This is a genomic window from Klebsiella sp. K-3, from assembly GCF_051207495.1.
Taxonomy (GTDB): Bacteria; Pseudomonadota; Gammaproteobacteria; order Enterobacterales; family Enterobacteriaceae; genus Klebsiella; species Klebsiella aerogenes.
The window spans coordinates 72,652-86,765 of the sequence record NZ_JBPNXF010000008.1 but is presented as its reverse complement, the minus strand read 5'-3'; the positions used below and the strand labels follow the sequence as shown (position 1 = coordinate 86,765).

Sequence of the window (14,114 nt, the reverse complement as noted above, 5' to 3'; positions counted from 1 at the left end):
CAGCCGGTAAAGACGGGCGTATAAAAACAAAAGGGCCGCAGCGGATTAGGCTGCGGCCCTTATTAGTCAGAGCGCTTTAGCAAAGCGTGGAGACTTATTTGTCGCCCAGCTGTTCCGACATGGTATTGCCCGGGTTCGGCGTACGCGGCTCATCAACCGGACGCGGCGCCGTCGGGGTGCCATTGTTGCCAGAGTTGTTAGAAGAACCAGGTTCTTCCCAACCCGCCGGCGGACGAACATCGCGACGAGCCATCAGGTCGTCAATCTGCGGCGCATCGATGGTCTCATATTTCATGAGCGCATCTTTCATCGCGTGCAGAATATCCATGTTGTCGTTCAGCAGCTGGCGAGCACGACCGTAGTTACGCTCAATCAGCGATTTCACTTCCTGGTCGATGATGCGCGCGGTTTCATCAGACATATGCTTCGCTTTCGCGACGCTACGGCCGAGGAACACTTCGCCCTCTTCTTCGGCATACAGCAGCGGGCCGAGTTTGTCAGAGAAGCCCCACTGGGTGACCATGTTACGCGCCAGGTTAGTCGCAACTTTAATATCGTTGGACGCGCCGGTAGAAACATGTTCCGCACCGTAGATAATCTCTTCAGCCAGACGCCCGCCGTACAGAGTGGAGATCTGACTTTCCAGTTTCTGACGGCTGGCGCTGATAGCATCGCCTTCCGGCAGGAAGAAGGTCACACCCAGCGCACGGCCGCGCGGGATAATCGTCACTTTGTGTACCGGATCGTGCTCTGGTACCAGACGGCCGATAATCGCGTGGCCCGCTTCGTGGTATGCGGTCGATTCTTTCTGCGCTTCCGTCATCACCATGGAGCGACGTTCCGCACCCATCATGATTTTGTCTTTCGCTTTTTCGAACTCAACCATCGAGACGACGCGTTTGTTGCCACGGGCAGCAAACAGGGCTGCTTCGTTCACCAGGTTCGCGAGGTCAGCACCGGAGAAGCCAGGAGTACCACGGGCAATAATTGCCGCGTCGATATCCGGCGCCAGCGGTACGCGACGCATGTGAACTTTAAGGATCTGCTCACGACCACGAACATCCGGCAGACCAACGACAACCTGACGGTCGAAACGGCCAGGACGCAGCAGTGCCGGGTCCAGAACGTCCGGACGGTTAGTCGCGGCGATAACGATGATACCTTCGTTACCTTCGAAGCCGTCCATCTCAACCAGCATCTGGTTCAGGGTCTGTTCACGCTCATCGTGACCACCGCCAAGACCGGCGCCACGCTGGCGACCGACGGCGTCGATTTCATCGATGAAGATGATGCAAGGCGCTGCTTTCTTAGCTTGTTCGAACATGTCGCGTACGCGAGACGCGCCGACACCCACAAACATTTCTACGAAGTCAGAACCGGAAATAGTAAAGAACGGCACTTTGGCTTCGCCGGCGATAGCTTTCGCCAGCAGCGTTTTACCGGTACCCGGAGGGCCGACCATCAGGACGCCTTTCGGGATTTTACCGCCCAGCTTCTGGAAACGGCTCGGTTCGCGCAGATATTCAACCAGCTCGCCCACTTCCTCTTTCGCTTCGTCGCAACCGGCAACGTCAGCAAAGGTGGTTTTGATCTGGTCTTCGGTCAGCATTCGGGCTTTGCTCTTGCCGAAGGACATCGCGCCCTTTCCGCCGCCGCCCTGCATCTGACGCATAAAGAATATCCAGACGCCGATCAGTAGCAGCATCGGGAACCAGGAAATGAAGATGGAAGCCAGCAGGCTCGGTTCTTCCGGCGGTTCGCCAACCACTTTGACGTTTTTAGTCAACAGGTTGTCGAGCAGCTTCGGATCGTTAACCGGAATGTAAGTCGTGTAACGGTTACTATCTTTCTTGGTAACGTTGATCTCACGTCCGTTGATACGCGCTTCGCGAACCTGGTCCTGATTGACCTCTTGCAGGAAGGTAGAATAATCCACCTTGCGGCCATTCGACTCGCTGGGCCCAAAGCTCTGGAATACTGACATCAGCACAACGGCAATGACCAGCCAGAGTATTAGGTTTTTCGCCATGTCACTCAAGGGATTAACCTCTTATTACAACTGTGTTAAAAACAGCGTCAGGATACTCTATATCCAGCGTCTTTCAAACTTTCGTTTGAAATCTACCGGTTATGGTTTACGCCCGGTCGCTACAATATACACTTCACGCGAACGAGCGCGGGAAGAGTCCGGCTTACGAACTTTGACCTTCGTAAACAGGGAGCGAATTTCTCTAAGATACTCATCGAAGCCTTCGCCCTGGAACACCTTCACAACAAAACTACCACCTGGCGCTAATACATCACGAGACATTTCAAGCGCCAGTTCTACCAGATACATAGCCCGGGGAATATCCACCGCCGGTGTTCCGCACATATTCGGCGCCATATCGGACATGACAACTTGTACTTTACTGTCGCCTACTCGCTCAAGTAACGCTTTCAGGACTAATTCATCACGAAAATCGCCCTGAAGGAAGTCCACACCGACGATTGGATCCATTGGTAAAAGATCGCAAGCGATGATGCGGCCGCTGTTTCCGATCTGCGTAACCGCGTATTGCGACCAGCCACCGGGAGCAGCGCCGAGATCGACTATCGTCATCCCCGGCTTAAAAATCTTGTCACTTTGCTGTATTTCATCAAGTTTAAACCAGGCACGGGAACGTAACCCCTTTTTCTGTGCCTGTTGAACATATTTATCGCTAAAGTGTTCCTGAAGCCAGCGGCTTGAGCTGGCAGAACGCTTTTTACCTGTCATTTAACATTCCCATTCGGGTTCATCGTACTTTACTGCGTAAAAATCGACGCGGTAGTTTGGCGATATATGGGAGATGGCGGTAGAATGACCCGTTTTCAATCCCAACGTAAGCAAAAAAATACGATGAATCTGAGTACTAAACAAAAACAGCACCTGAAAGGTCTGGCACATCCGCTCAAGCCGGTAGTTATGCTTGGCAATAATGGTTTGACCGAAGGGGTACTGGCCGAGATCGAACAAGCGTTAGGGCACCATGAGCTCATCAAGGTGAAGATCGCCTCAGAAGATCGCGAAACTAAAGCCTTGATCGTGGAAGCCATCGTGCGTGAAACCGGCGCCTGTAACGTACAGGTCATCGGTAAAACGCTGGTTCTGTACCGCCCAACGCCAGAGCGTAAAATCTCGCTGCCACGCTAAGAATATCCTGAATCCCGACACAACATTGTGTAAAACGAGGGATTTCTGTGGCCAGGCGAGCAAAATGCCATGCTCCTGACGTTGATAAAAGGCCGCTATGCGGCCTTTTTCCTTTCTTTACAATCTATAAACATCGTAGCGGGAAATACGCCTTACAGGTATTCAACCTTGGTAATTTCGTATTCCACTTCACCACCCGGGGTACGGATAGTGACGACGTCATCCTGCTCTTTGCCGATCAGGCCGCGGGCGATCGGTGAATTCACAGAGATCAGATTCTGTTTAAAATCCGCTTCGTCATCGCCCACGATGCGGTAAGTCTGCTCTTCGTCGTTATCCAGGTTCAGCACGCTGACCGTAGAGCCGAAAATCACGCGGCCATTATTCGGCATCTTAGTGATATCGATAACCTGCGCATTCGACAGTTTTGCTTCGATATCCTTGATACGACCTTCGCAGAAGCCCTGCTGTTCGCGGGCAGCGTGGTATTCCGCGTTCTCTTTCAGATCGCCGTGCTCACGCGCCTCGGCGATAGCAGCAATAATCTCTGGACGACGTACGGACTTCAGGAAATCCAGTTCTTCGCGCAGTTTCTCTGCGCCACGTAAGGTCATCGGAATAGCTTGCATTTGTTATACCTCTTTATCATTCCTTCATGGAACGGACGGAGTCGTTCCGCCATCGGTCACGTCTTAGCCATGGCCGAAGCAAAAAGAAAACCGACCCGGGAAACACTCCCCAGGTCAGCAGCAATTTTCAATTTGATACGCATTTTACCCTGAAGTTCACTATGGGTCATCGTTTACTTTACAGGGTGATGCACCGTAGTATGACGGCTTGGTTTCAGGTTGTTAGCGCGAGATTATGCGATTTCCCAGATTTATCATCGGATTGACTGCCGGTATAGCGCTTAGCGCTCAGGCCGCGAATATTGACGAGTACATCAGTCAGCTTCCTGCTGGCGCGAACCTTGCCTTCATGGCACAGAAGGTTGGCTCCCCGACGCCGGAGATAGACTTCCACAGCCAACAGATGGCGCTGCCTGCCAGTACCCAGAAGGTGATCACCGCGCTGGCGGCGTTGCTGCAGCTGGGGCCGGACTTCCGCTTCACCACGACGCTGGAAACCAAAGGCTCGCTTGACGGCGGTGTGCTGAAAGGCGACCTGATTGCCCGCTTCGGCGGCGATCCGACGCTAAAGCGTCAGGATATCCGCAACATGGTGGCGTCGCTGAAAAAAGCCGGCGTACAGCGCATTGAAGGCAATGTGCTTATCGATACCTCGGTTTTCGCTAGCCACGATAAGGCCCCCGGCTGGCCATGGAATGACATGACGCAGTGCTTCAGCGCCCCGCCAGCGGCAGCGATTGTTGATCGTAACTGTTTCTCCGTCTCACTCTATAGCGCGCAGAAACCCGGCGATTTGGCCTTTATCCGCGTGGCCTCTTACTATCCGGTCACCATGTTCAGCCAGGTGCGGACGCTCGCCCGCGGCTCCGCAGAGGCGCAGTATTGCGAGCTGGACGTCGTACCGGGCGATCTCAACCGCTACACCCTCACCGGCTGCCTGCCGCAGCGCAGCGAGCCGCTGCCGCTGGCGTTCGCCATTCAGGACGGCGCAGGCTATGCAGGCGCGATCCTGAAAGCCGAGCTCACCGATGCGGGTATCACCTACAGCGGCACTCTCTTGCGCCAGACCCTGGCCAACGATCCGGGCACCGTGCTGGCGACGACCCAATCGGCGCCGTTGCACGACCTTCTGCGCATCATGCTGAAGAAATCCGATAACATGATTGCTGATACGGTGTTTCGTACTATCGGCCACGCGCGGATGGGCGTGCCGGGAACCTGGCGCGCAGGTTCCGACGCGGTGCGGCAAATCCTGCGCCAGCAGGCGGGTATTGACCTCGGTAACACGATTATCGCCGATGGCTCAGGCCTGTCCCGACACAACCTTATCGCGCCGGCGACGATGATGCAGGTATTGCAGTACATCGCTCAGCACGATAACGAGCTCAACTTTATCTCGATGTTGCCGCTTGCCGGACACGATGGTTCACTGCAGTATCGCGCCGGTCTTCATCAGGCGGGCGTAGACGGTAAGGTTTCGGCGAAGACCGGTTCTCTGCAGGGGGTATATAACCTGGCAGGTTTCATCACCACCGCCAGCGGGCAAAAGATGGCTTTCGTACAGTACCTCTCCGGCTACGCGGTGCCGCCGGGTGACCAGCGCAACCGCCGCATACCATTGGTGCGCTTCGAAAGTCGACTGTATAAAGATTTGTACCAGAACAACTAAAAACAAAAGGGCCGCATTGGATGATGCGGCCCTTTTTACTCAGGATTAACGTTTGTAGATGAATTCGACGCCTTCTTCGTCGTCTTCGTCCCAGTCGTCATCCCAGTCTTCGTCATCTTCTTCCAGTTCGGCTTCTTCAAGCTGCTGACGGTGATAGTCGTCCCACATGAACTCGACTTTCTCCGGCTTCTGCTCTTCTTCCGCCTGCACGATTGGGTTTTCGATGATAAAGGTCATCACGTCCCAGCACAGGTCTTTAACGCCCTGCTGGCTGGCCGCGGAGATCAGATAGAATTTATCTTCCCAACCCAGCGCTTCGGCGATGGCCTTCGCTTTGGCTTCAGCCTCCGCTTTGTCCATCAGGTCAATCTTGTTGAAGACCAACCAGCGCGGTTTAGAGGCCAGCTTCTCGCTGTATTTCTCCAGTTCGCCGATGATAATGCGCGCATTCTCAACCGGATCGGAACCGTCGATAGGCTCGATGTCGATAAGATGCAGCAGCACGCGGCAGCGCTCGAGGTGCTTAAGGAAACGAATACCAAGGCCAGCGCCTTCCGCCGCGCCCTCAATCAGCCCCGGAATATCGGCGACCACAAAGCTCTTCTCGTTGTCCATACGCACCACGCCCAGGCTCGGCACCAGGGTGGTAAATGGATAATCGGCTACTTTCGGCTTCGCCGCGGAGACCGCGCGAATGAAGGTGGATTTACCGGCATTCGGCATCCCCAGCATCCCCACGTCAGCCAGCAGCATCAGTTCGAGCTGCAGATCCCGCTTATCGCCCGGTGTACCCATGGTTTTCTGACGCGGGGTACGGTTAACGGATGATTTGAAGCGCGTGTTGCCCAGACCGTGCCAGCCGCCTTTTGCGACCATTAAACGCTGACCGTGCTTGGTCATATCGCCCATGGTCTCGCCGGTCCCCTGGTCGATGACGCGGGTCCCTACAGGCACTTTCACCGTAACATCTTTACCGCGTTTACCGGTGCAGTCGCGGCTCTGACCGTTCTGTCCGCGTTCTGCGCGGAAAGATTTTTCGAATCGATAGTCGATCAGGGTGTTGAGGTTCTCGTCCGCTTCCAGCCAAACGTCGCCGCCGTCACCGCCATCACCGCCGTCAGGGCCGCCTCGCGGAATATATTTTTCGCGGCGGAAGCTAACGCAACCATTGCCGCCGTCACCTGCTACGACCAGGATCGTTGCTTCATCTACAAACTTCATTTTACTCTCCGTAAATCATTCGCCTGAGCGGGGCAGCGGTACAACCGCCTCTCGCTTGCGCCAACGTCCCCAAAGACGATGGCCAATGGCGGAATACATCGCGCCCGCAACCACGACAAACGCACCGAGATAACCAATCAGGTTTAACATCGGTCTGGCGAAAACATCGGGCCAGGCCATTGATAATAAATCAGAAAACAGTAGCGTAAACAGTGGCGTTAAGGTAATTAACGCGCTGACCTGCGCCGCCTGCCAGCGCGCCATGGCTTCCGCCAGCGCCCCGTAGCCGACCAGGGTATTCAGCCCGCAAAAAATCAGGCAAGCCAGTTGCCAGTCGCTCAGTTGGGAGATAACCCCCGGTTTAGCGAGCGGCAGTAAAGCAATCGTACATAAAGTGTACAGCAAAAATAGTATCTGCTGTGATGCCAGGCGCCGCAATAACACCTTTTGCGCGACTCCGTAGCTTACCCACACCGTTGCCGCTGCGACACCAAAAATTACCCCCCACGTGTAGTCCGTGAGACGGGTAAAGATTTCAATCAGGCTGGTGTTGAAGAACATCACCAGCCCGCTGAGCAACATCAGCGCCCCCACAACCTGGGTACCACGCATGCGCTCTTTCAGAATCACAACGCTTGCCACCATCATACCGACCGGCGATAGCTGGCCGATGACCTGGGAGGCCGTTGGACTGAGATATTGCAGGGAAGAGCTGAACAGAATGAAGTTACCGAACAAACCGCCGGTAGCAATCGCTAATAAAACCAACCAGCGCGGCTTGCGAAAAATTCGCAGCGGCGGCAGCTTGCCTTTGATGGCGAGGATCGCGCCAAGACCAATACTGGCCATCAAAAAGCGATAAAAGACCACCGTTGGCGGCTCCATCACTTCGAGAACCTGCTTCATTGCAATTGGCAGTGCTCCCCAACACATCGCGGTGGTTAGCGCCAAAAGAATGCCAATGCCGGCCTGCTGCTTCATGATGCCCGTTTTCCCTGCAGAAATTTTTTCCGGGATTCTAATGTAAAAAGCCCCGCAACGTGTTGCGGGGCTTTCATCCGTCACCAGGACGCGAAAAACTTATTCAGCAACGATGCTGATGAATTTACGGTTTTTCGGGCCTTTAACTTCGAACTTGACTTTACCGTCAGTCAAAGCGAACAGAGTGTGGTCACGGCCGCAACCAACGTTGGTGCCAGCGTGGAATTTAGTACCACGTTGACGAACGATGATGCTACCTGCCAGAACTGCTTCACCGCCGAAACGTTTTACGCCCAGACGTTTAGCTTCTGAATCGCGACCGTTACGAGTCGAGCCGCCAGCCTTTTTATGTGCCATTTAAATCTACTCCCTCAAGTCTTAGGCGCTGATGCCAGTGATTTTCACATCAGTGAACCACTGACGGTGGCCTGCTTGCTTACGATAGTGTTTACGACGACGAAACTTAACGATTTTAACTTTCTCGCCACGACCGTGAGCAACAACTTCAGCTTTGATCACGCCGCCCTCAACGAAAGGAACGCCGATCTTGATTTCTTCACCGTTTGCGATCATCAGAACTTCAGCGAACTCAACAGCTTCGCCAGTTGCGATGTCCAGCTTTTCCAGGCGAACGGTCTGACCTTCGCTTACTCGGTGTTGTTTACCACCACTTTGGAAAACCGCGTACATATAAAACTCCGCTTCCGCGCACCTCTTCGTGTGATTCAGAGTGCGCTATAAATATTCACAATAGGGCGCGAATATTACGCAAAACGCGACCCTTTGACAAGAGCGATCATCGATCAACGCAGAAAAAAAACACAACTTTCACGCTAACGTTTATCTGCGCTGATTTTTCAGTACAATCATATCTTCTTTTAATTCTATCTTAATCCTTCTGTGATCCCACCTGGATTCGCGGTAACAGGACATTTGGCCCGGCTTTTGCGATGAATTTAGAAAAAATCAATGAGTTAACCGCGCAGGATATGGCGGGTGTCAATGCGGCAATCCTTGAGCAGCTCAACTCAGATGTTCAGCTTATCAATCAGTTAGGCTACTACATCGTCAGCGGAGGCGGTAAACGTATTCGTCCGATGATCGCCGTGCTTGCAGCTCGCGCGGTCGGCTATCAGGGGAATGCGCACGTCAACATTGCCGCACTGATCGAATTTATTCATACCGCGACCCTACTGCATGACGACGTCGTCGACGAGTCCGATATGCGCCGCGGCAAGGCGACGGCCAATGCCGCATTCGGCAATGCCGCCAGCGTACTGGTGGGCGACTTTATCTACACCCGCGCCTTCCAGATGATGACCCGTCTCGGTTCGCTGAAGGTGCTGGAAGTGATGTCGGAAGCCGTAAACGTCATCGCCGAAGGCGAAGTCCTGCAGTTGATGAACGTCAACGACCCGGATATCACGGAAGAGAACTATATGCGGGTCATCTACAGTAAGACCGCCCGTCTGTTCGAAGCCGCTTCGCAGTGTTCCGGCATCCTGGCTGGTTGCAGCGCGGAAGAAGAGCAGGCGCTGCAGGATTATGGCCGTTACCTCGGCACCGCGTTCCAGCTGATTGACGATCTGCTGGATTACAGTTCCGATGGCGAACGCCTTGGCAAAAACGTCGGTGATGACCTGAACGAAGGCAAACCAACGCTGCCTCTGCTGCACGCGATGCATCACGGTACCCCGGATCAGGCGGCGATGATTCGCGGCGCTATCGAGCAGGGGAACGGGCGCCATTTGCTTGACGCGGTACTTGAAACCATGGCGGCCTGCGGTTCGCTGGAGTGGACGCAGAAACGTGCGGAAGAAGAAGCCGATAAAGCTATCGCCGCGCTGCAGGTTCTGCCGGATACGCCGTGGCGCGAGGCGCTCATCGGCCTTGCCCATATCGCCGTTCAGCGCGACCACTAATCCCCCCTTTCTCCCGCGCGCATTGCGCGGGAGAGTTCCAATAAAATCCAATATCCTTCAAATGACGCCAGAAAACTTAATATATTCTGAATATACAGGAACAATAAGGGAACTTGTTAAAACCATATAAGAACCAGGGTATAGTATTCCAGCCGTCCGTATTGACGCGCAGACAGTTATCACCGGGAGAATTTATGGATAAGTTCATCGACTGGCATTCAGCGGATATTATTGCCGGCCTTCGCAAAAAGGGGACGTCGCTCGCAGCTGAGTCGCGACGTCACGGTTTAAGCTCTTCTACGCTTGCCAACGCGCTAACCCGTCCGTGGCCAAAGGGCGAATTGATTATTGCTAACGCGCTGGGAACCGAGCCGTGGGTTATCTGGCCATCGCGTTATCACGATCCCATTACCCATCAGTTCATCGACAGAACGCAGATGATGCGTCAGAAGAGAAATAAGACCTAATGTGAGGGAGAGCTCGATAACAGCCCCCGGACGGACGTCAGAGGGCTGCTACCGAAGCGGGATTACTCGCCTTTGACGCGTTCGATATTCGCGCCCAGAGCCTGCAGTTTATCTTCGATGCGCTCATAGCCGCGATCGATGTGATAGATACGGTCGACGATGGTCGTCCCTTCCGCAATACAACCCGCCAGCACCAGGCTTGCAGATGCACGCAGGTCGGTCGCCATGACCTGTGCGCCAGACAGCTTCGCGACACCATGGCAAATCGCGGTATTGCTTTCAATTTCCGCGTGCGCGCCCATACGGATCAGTTCCGGAATGTGCATGAAGCGGTTTTCGAAGATGGTTTCGGTGATAACACCAGTCCCTTCAGCCACCAGGTTCAACAAAGTGAACTGAGCCTGCATGTCGGTTGGGAAACCCGGGTGCGGCGCGGTACGCACGTTGACCGCTTTCGGACGGTTACCGTGCATATCGAGGCTAATCCAGTCTTCACCGACTTCAATATCCGCGCCAGCTTCACGCAGCTTCGCCAGTACCGCATCCAGGGTATCCGGCTGCGCATGGCGGCACATAATTTTACCGCCGGAGATCGCCGCGGCAACCAGGAAGGTACCGGTTTCGATACGGTCCGGCAGTACGCGATAAACGCCGCCACCCAGACGCGCGACGCCTTCGATGGTGATACGGTCGCTGCCCTGGCCTTTGATTTTCGCACCCAGCGCGTTAAGGAAGTTGGCGGTATCGACGATTTCCGGCTCGCGCGCGGCGTTTTCGATAACGGTGGTGCCTTCAGCCAGCGTCGCCGCGCTCATGATAGTCACGGTCGCGCCTACGCTCACCTTATCCATCACGATGTGCGCGCCTTTCAGACGCCCGTTGACTGACGCCTTCACATAACCTTCTTCCAGTTTGATTTCCGCGCCCAGCTGTTCCAGGCCGGTAATGTGCAGGTCGACCGGACGCGCGCCGATAGCGCAGCCGCCCGGCAGAGAAACCTGGCCCTGGCCGAAACGCGCCACCAGCGGCCCCAGCGCCCAAATGGAAGCACGCATGGTTTTCACTAAATCGTACGGAGCACAGAAAACATTTACCGGGCCAGCATCGATCCATACGGAACCATTGCGCTCAACCTTCGCGCCCAACTGACTCAGCAGCTTCATGGTGGTATCGATATCTTTCAGCTTCGGTACGTTCTGGATTTCAATCGGCTCTTCGGCTAACAGCGCGGCAAAGAGGATTGGCAGGGCAGCGTTTTTAGCGCCGGAAATGGTGACCTCGCCCTGCAGGCGAGTCGGCCCCTGAACACGGAATTTATCCATTGATTCTGTTCTCGGTTAAAAATTCATCAATGCTGTAGGGAACATCCCTACAGCTTAAAAGCCATTAAGTTTGCGATCGCGCGCCCATTCTTGCGGGGTAAACGCCTTGATCGACAGCGCATGAATGCGATTGTCGGCAATATATTCCATCAGCGGCGCGTAGATAGCCTGCTGTTTTTTTACCCGGCTCATGCCGTCGAACATCTCACCCACAGCGATAACCTGAAAGTGGCTGCCATCGCCAGAGACGTGGACTTCCTGAAGGGAGAGTGCGTTCATCAGCACGGTCTGAATTTCATGATTTTCCATGGGATCAAATTTTTCTGAGAGTGAAAACAGCCCAACATCTTAGAGGAAAGTGGCGCTGTCTTAAACAAGCAAAAAGCCCCATCGAACAGATTGATGGGGCTTTCAGAATAGCTTCAGCATTAACTCACTGAAAAAATTACGGGATCATGTCCGCCGGAAGGTTGTAAAGACTGACCAGCGTTTGCAGGTTTTCGCTTTTCCCCACCACTTGCGCCGTTTTGCCCTGCCGACGTACCAGCGCGACAAAATGAACCAGTAACGCCACCCCGGCGCTATCGACCCGTGAAACGTCGCTGAGGTCGATAGTGGATACGCCGTCGGTCGCCTGCGCGCGGGCATTCCATAGCGGCAGTATAAATTCCTGATCCAGTTCGCCGCGCAACGCCAGGCGTTCACCGTCGCGGTTCCAGCTCAGTTGTTCACTCATTATTTTTTCTGATCCAGAGTGATCGGCTGGGCTGAAATAGCTTTCAGCTGCGCGGTCAGACCATCAACGCCTTTCGTACGCAGCAGGTCGCTCCACTCGTTTTGTTTGGTGGTGATCATGCTGACGCCTTCGGCGATCATGTCATAAGCCTGCCAGTTGCCGGTTTGGGTATTCTTACGCCACTGGAAGTCCAGACGTACCGGAGGACGGCCGTTCGGATCGAGGATAGTGACGCGAATCGGAACGATGGTTGCGCTGCCCAGCGGCTGCTCAGGCGCAATTTGGTATGTCTGGCCGTGATACATCGCCAGCGCCTGACCGTAAGCCTGTTTCAGATACTCGCGGAAGGCGGCGAAGTAGGCTTCACGCTGTGCAGGCGTAGCCTCTTTGTAGTAACGGCCCAGCACCAGCGCGCCGGCGTATTTCACCTGCACGTAAGGCAGCAGTTCCTGATCGACGATATCACGCAGATAGTTCGGGTTCGCTTTGATCTTCGGCTGTTCGTTCTTCAGACGATCGAAGGTCTTCTGCGCCGCCTCGTCCATCAGCTTATACGGGTTAGTTTGATCCGCGGCATGCGCGGCGGTCAGTGGAGCAATCACCAGCATGGCGACCATGAGTAAGCGTTTAAACATATCTTGTCTCTCCTGAAATTAATGCGTCATGCCGGCCTGCGGCGTAGCGTCAGTATGACCCTCAGCCGCCGCCTTATCATTGTCAGAATTCTGATTATCGCCGCCCTTGCTGTTATAAAGGAACTGGCCTATCAGATCTTCCAGTACCATCGCGGACTTGGTGTCCTGAATCGTACCGCCGTCTTTAAGAATAGCGGTGCCCAGTTCCGGATCTTCGAAACCGACGTTCAGCGCCAGGTACTGCTCCCCGAGCAGGCCGGAAGTACGAATCGCCAGCGAACTGGTATCCGGAATGTGGTTGTAGCTTTCGTCGATATCGATGGCAACACGCGGCAGATAGGTTTTCGGATCGAGGGTAATATCGGCAACGCGACCGACCACCACACCGCCGATACGCACCGGTGAACGCGCTTTCAGGCCGCCGATGTTATCGAAGGTCGCATAAAGACGGTAAGTCGGTTCGGTACGCAACGAGGTCACGTTCGCCGCCTTCAGACAGACAAACAGCGCCGCCAGCAGCGCTGCCAGTAAGAACACACCTACCCAGATCTCATTTTTTTTCGTTTGCATGAACTTAATTCCCAAACATCAGCGCAGTCAGCACAAAATCCAGCCCCAGAACCGCCAGCGACGAATGCACCACGGTGCGCGTCGTTGCCCGGCTAATCCCAGCGGAAGTGGGGATAGCGTCATAACCATTGAATAACGCAATCCAGGTTACCGTAACGGCAAAAACCAGACTTTTAATCAGGCAGTTAACCAGATCCATTCGCCAGTCGACGGCGTTTTGCATCGCGGTCCAGAAGAACCCCGCGTCGATGCCTTTCCAGCTGACGCCAACCAGCGAACCGCCCCAGACGCCCACGGCGACGAAAATGATCGTCAACAGCGGTAGCGAGATGACTCCGGCCCAGAAGCGCGGCGAAATCACCCGGCGCAGCGGATCTACCGCCATCATTTCCATGCTGGAGAGCTGCTCGGTCGCCCGCATCAGGCCAATCTCAGCGGTTAACGCCGAACCGGCTCGTCCGGCGAACAGCAGCGCGGCCACCACCGGCCCCAGCTCGCGCAGCAGCGACAGCGCCACCAGCATACCCAGACTGGTCTCTGCGCTATAGGTCGTTAATACCAGATAGCCCTGCAGCCCCAGTACCATACCGATGAACAGCCCCGAGACGATAATAATCAGCATCGATAGCACGCCGACGTTATACAGCTGGCGTACCAGCAGCGGCGCATGCTTGCGAAATTCCGGCTTGCCCACCACGGCATTAAATAGCATTAATCCGGCGCGCCCGAAGGTCGCGGTGGTTTTGATGCCGCGGTGTCCGAGCGCTGCCAGCGCATTAAATAGCAT

At 54.7% G+C, this 14,114-nt stretch carries 17 protein-coding genes; 4 read left to right on the top strand and 13 right to left on the bottom strand.

The genetic code is table 11. From position 1 onward, the window contains the following. Window positions 1-94: 94 nt before the first annotated feature. Both ftsH and rlmE read right to left on the bottom strand, forming a co-directional pair. The gene (gene ftsH / locus ACSEMK_RS14505) at window positions 95-2,029 is read right to left on the bottom strand and encodes an ATP-dependent zinc metalloprotease FtsH (RefSeq protein WP_015369514.1); all 1,935 of its coding nucleotides are present in this window, start codon (window positions 2,027-2,029) and stop codon (window positions 95-97) included. Between the two features lie 99 nt (window positions 2,030-2,128). Continuing rightward, window positions 2,129-2,758 carry a 23S rRNA (uridine(2552)-2'-O)-methyltransferase RlmE gene (gene rlmE / locus ACSEMK_RS14500; protein WP_008806638.1) on the bottom strand — a complete coding sequence of 210 codons (630 nt, stop codon included), beginning with the start codon at window positions 2,756-2,758 and terminating at the stop codon, window positions 2,129-2,131. A gap of 123 nt (window positions 2,759-2,881) precedes the next feature. Here rlmE and yhbY point away from each other — a divergent pair, with 123 nt between their 5' ends. Further along, a complete protein-coding gene (yhbY, locus tag ACSEMK_RS14495) occupies window positions 2,882-3,175 on the top strand; it encodes a ribosome assembly RNA-binding protein YhbY (RefSeq protein WP_002918374.1) in 294 nt (97 codons plus the stop codon). Window positions 3,176-3,327: 152 nt separating this feature from the next. Here the strand turns inward: yhbY and greA are convergent, their stop codons facing one another. Continuing rightward, window positions 3,328-3,804: a transcription elongation factor GreA gene (greA, locus tag ACSEMK_RS14490; RefSeq protein WP_045394952.1), complete on the bottom strand. Its 477-nt coding sequence runs from the start codon at window positions 3,802-3,804 to the stop codon at window positions 3,328-3,330. 235 nt (window positions 3,805-4,039) lie between these two features. Between greA and dacB the strand changes: the two genes are divergently transcribed. Beyond that, on the top strand, window positions 4,040-5,473 hold the full coding sequence (gene dacB / locus ACSEMK_RS14485; protein WP_047044712.1) for a serine-type D-Ala-D-Ala carboxypeptidase: 1,434 nt from the start codon (window positions 4,040-4,042) through the stop codon (window positions 5,471-5,473). 45 nt (window positions 5,474-5,518) lie between these two features. Here the strand turns inward: dacB and cgtA are convergent, their stop codons facing one another. From cgtA to rplU, 4 genes are all read right to left on the bottom strand, one after another. Further along, entirely contained in the window at window positions 5,519-6,694 is a 1,176-nt protein-coding gene (cgtA, locus tag ACSEMK_RS14480; RefSeq protein ID WP_045377966.1) for an Obg family GTPase CgtA, read from the bottom strand. 15 nt (window positions 6,695-6,709) lie between these two features. Then, window positions 6,710-7,675: a DMT family transporter gene (locus ACSEMK_RS14475; protein WP_015369509.1), complete on the bottom strand. Its 966-nt coding sequence runs from the start codon at window positions 7,673-7,675 to the stop codon at window positions 6,710-6,712. A 99-nt stretch (window positions 7,676-7,774) separates the two neighbouring features. Continuing rightward, window positions 7,775-8,032 (bottom strand): 50S ribosomal protein L27, encoded by a 258-nt coding sequence (gene rpmA, locus ACSEMK_RS14470; RefSeq protein ID WP_002434222.1) that lies wholly within the window; start codon window positions 8,030-8,032, stop codon window positions 7,775-7,777. 21 nt (window positions 8,033-8,053) lie between these two features. Beyond that, window positions 8,054-8,365 carry a 50S ribosomal protein L21 gene (rplU, locus tag ACSEMK_RS14465; RefSeq protein WP_015703604.1) on the bottom strand — a complete coding sequence of 104 codons (312 nt, stop codon included), beginning with the start codon at window positions 8,363-8,365 and terminating at the stop codon, window positions 8,054-8,056. 260 nt (window positions 8,366-8,625) lie between these two features. Between rplU and ispB the strand changes: the two genes are divergently transcribed. Together ispB and sfsB are read left to right on the top strand one after the other, a co-directional pair. Further along, on the top strand, window positions 8,626-9,597 hold the full coding sequence (ispB, locus tag ACSEMK_RS14460; protein ID WP_045394958.1) for an octaprenyl diphosphate synthase: 972 nt from the start codon (window positions 8,626-8,628) through the stop codon (window positions 9,595-9,597). Between the two features lie 194 nt (window positions 9,598-9,791). Next, window positions 9,792-10,064 (top strand): DNA-binding transcriptional regulator SfsB, encoded by a 273-nt coding sequence (gene sfsB, locus ACSEMK_RS14455; RefSeq protein ID WP_087859930.1) that lies wholly within the window; start codon window positions 9,792-9,794, stop codon window positions 10,062-10,064. A 62-nt stretch (window positions 10,065-10,126) separates the two neighbouring features. On the opposite strand, the gene murA is transcribed toward sfsB, so the two are convergent. The 6 genes from murA to mlaE form a co-directional block, all read right to left on the bottom strand. Continuing rightward, window positions 10,127-11,386, bottom strand: coding sequence for a UDP-N-acetylglucosamine 1-carboxyvinyltransferase (murA, locus tag ACSEMK_RS14450; protein WP_045394960.1), 1,260 nt, complete (start codon window positions 11,384-11,386; stop codon window positions 10,127-10,129). A 54-nt stretch (window positions 11,387-11,440) separates the two neighbouring features. Further along, entirely contained in the window at window positions 11,441-11,695 is a 255-nt protein-coding gene (gene ibaG / locus ACSEMK_RS14445; protein ID WP_015369504.1) for a BolA family iron metabolism protein IbaG, read from the bottom strand. A gap of 136 nt (window positions 11,696-11,831) precedes the next feature. Continuing rightward, window positions 11,832-12,122, bottom strand: a complete 291-nt coding sequence (mlaB, locus tag ACSEMK_RS14440) for a lipid asymmetry maintenance protein MlaB (RefSeq protein ID WP_015369503.1) — start codon at window positions 12,120-12,122, stop codon at window positions 11,832-11,834. Beyond that, window positions 12,122-12,757 carry a phospholipid-binding protein MlaC gene (mlaC, locus tag ACSEMK_RS14435; RefSeq protein WP_015369502.1) on the bottom strand — a complete coding sequence of 212 codons (636 nt, stop codon included), beginning with the start codon at window positions 12,755-12,757 and terminating at the stop codon, window positions 12,122-12,124. The genes mlaB and mlaC overlap by 1 nt, the downstream gene beginning before the upstream one ends. 18 nt (window positions 12,758-12,775) lie before the next feature. Then, the gene (gene mlaD / locus ACSEMK_RS14430; protein WP_045378020.1) at window positions 12,776-13,327 is read right to left on the bottom strand and encodes an outer membrane lipid asymmetry maintenance protein MlaD; all 552 of its coding nucleotides are present in this window, start codon (window positions 13,325-13,327) and stop codon (window positions 12,776-12,778) included. Window positions 13,328-13,331: 4 nt separating this feature from the next. Beyond that, on the bottom strand, window positions 13,332-14,114 hold the full coding sequence (gene mlaE, locus ACSEMK_RS14425; RefSeq protein ID WP_015369500.1) for a lipid asymmetry maintenance ABC transporter permease subunit MlaE: 783 nt from the start codon (window positions 14,112-14,114) through the stop codon (window positions 13,332-13,334).

Excerpts from the sequence above, each read along its gene's own strand:
- ispB (WP_045394958.1), top strand. The coding sequence starts at position 8,626 with ATGAATTTAGAAAAAATCAATGAGTTAACCGCGCAGGATATGGCGGGT.
- sfsB (WP_087859930.1), top strand. The coding sequence starts at position 9,792 with ATGGATAAGTTCATCGACTGGCATTCAGCGGATATTATTGCCGGCCTT.
- mlaC (WP_015369502.1), bottom strand. The coding sequence starts at position 12,757 with ATGTTTAAACGCTTACTCATGGTCGCCATGCTGGTGATTGCTCCACTG.
- cgtA (WP_045377966.1), bottom strand. The coding sequence starts at position 6,694 with ATGAAGTTTGTAGATGAAGCAACGATCCTGGTCGTAGCAGGTGACGGC.
- dacB (WP_047044712.1), top strand. The coding sequence starts at position 4,040 with ATGCGATTTCCCAGATTTATCATCGGATTGACTGCCGGTATAGCGCTT.
- mlaE (WP_015369500.1), bottom strand. The coding sequence starts at position 14,114 with ATGCTATTTAATGCGCTGGCAGCGCTCGGACACCGCGGCATCAAAACC.
- rlmE (WP_008806638.1), bottom strand. The coding sequence starts at position 2,758 with ATGACAGGTAAAAAGCGTTCTGCCAGCTCAAGCCGCTGGCTTCAGGAA.
- rpmA (WP_002434222.1), bottom strand. The coding sequence starts at position 8,032 with ATGGCACATAAAAAGGCTGGCGGCTCGACTCGTAACGGTCGCGATTCA.
- ftsH (WP_015369514.1), bottom strand. The coding sequence starts at position 2,029 with ATGGCGAAAAACCTAATACTCTGGCTGGTCATTGCCGTTGTGCTGATG.
- murA (WP_045394960.1), bottom strand. The coding sequence starts at position 11,386 with ATGGATAAATTCCGTGTTCAGGGGCCGACTCGCCTGCAGGGCGAGGTC.
- mlaD (WP_045378020.1), bottom strand. The coding sequence starts at position 13,327 with ATGCAAACGAAAAAAAATGAGATCTGGGTAGGTGTGTTCTTACTGGCA.
- yhbY (WP_002918374.1), top strand. The coding sequence starts at position 2,882 with ATGAATCTGAGTACTAAACAAAAACAGCACCTGAAAGGTCTGGCACAT.
- greA (WP_045394952.1), bottom strand. The coding sequence starts at position 3,804 with ATGCAAGCTATTCCGATGACCTTACGTGGCGCAGAGAAACTGCGCGAA.
- rplU (WP_015703604.1), bottom strand. The coding sequence starts at position 8,365 with ATGTACGCGGTTTTCCAAAGTGGTGGTAAACAACACCGAGTAAGCGAA.
- mlaB (WP_015369503.1), bottom strand. The coding sequence starts at position 12,122 with ATGAGTGAACAACTGAGCTGGAACCGCGACGGTGAACGCCTGGCGTTG.
- ibaG (WP_015369504.1), bottom strand. The coding sequence starts at position 11,695 with ATGGAAAATCATGAAATTCAGACCGTGCTGATGAACGCACTCTCCCTT.
- ACSEMK_RS14475 (WP_015369509.1), bottom strand. The coding sequence starts at position 7,675 with ATGAAGCAGCAGGCCGGCATTGGCATTCTTTTGGCGCTAACCACCGCG.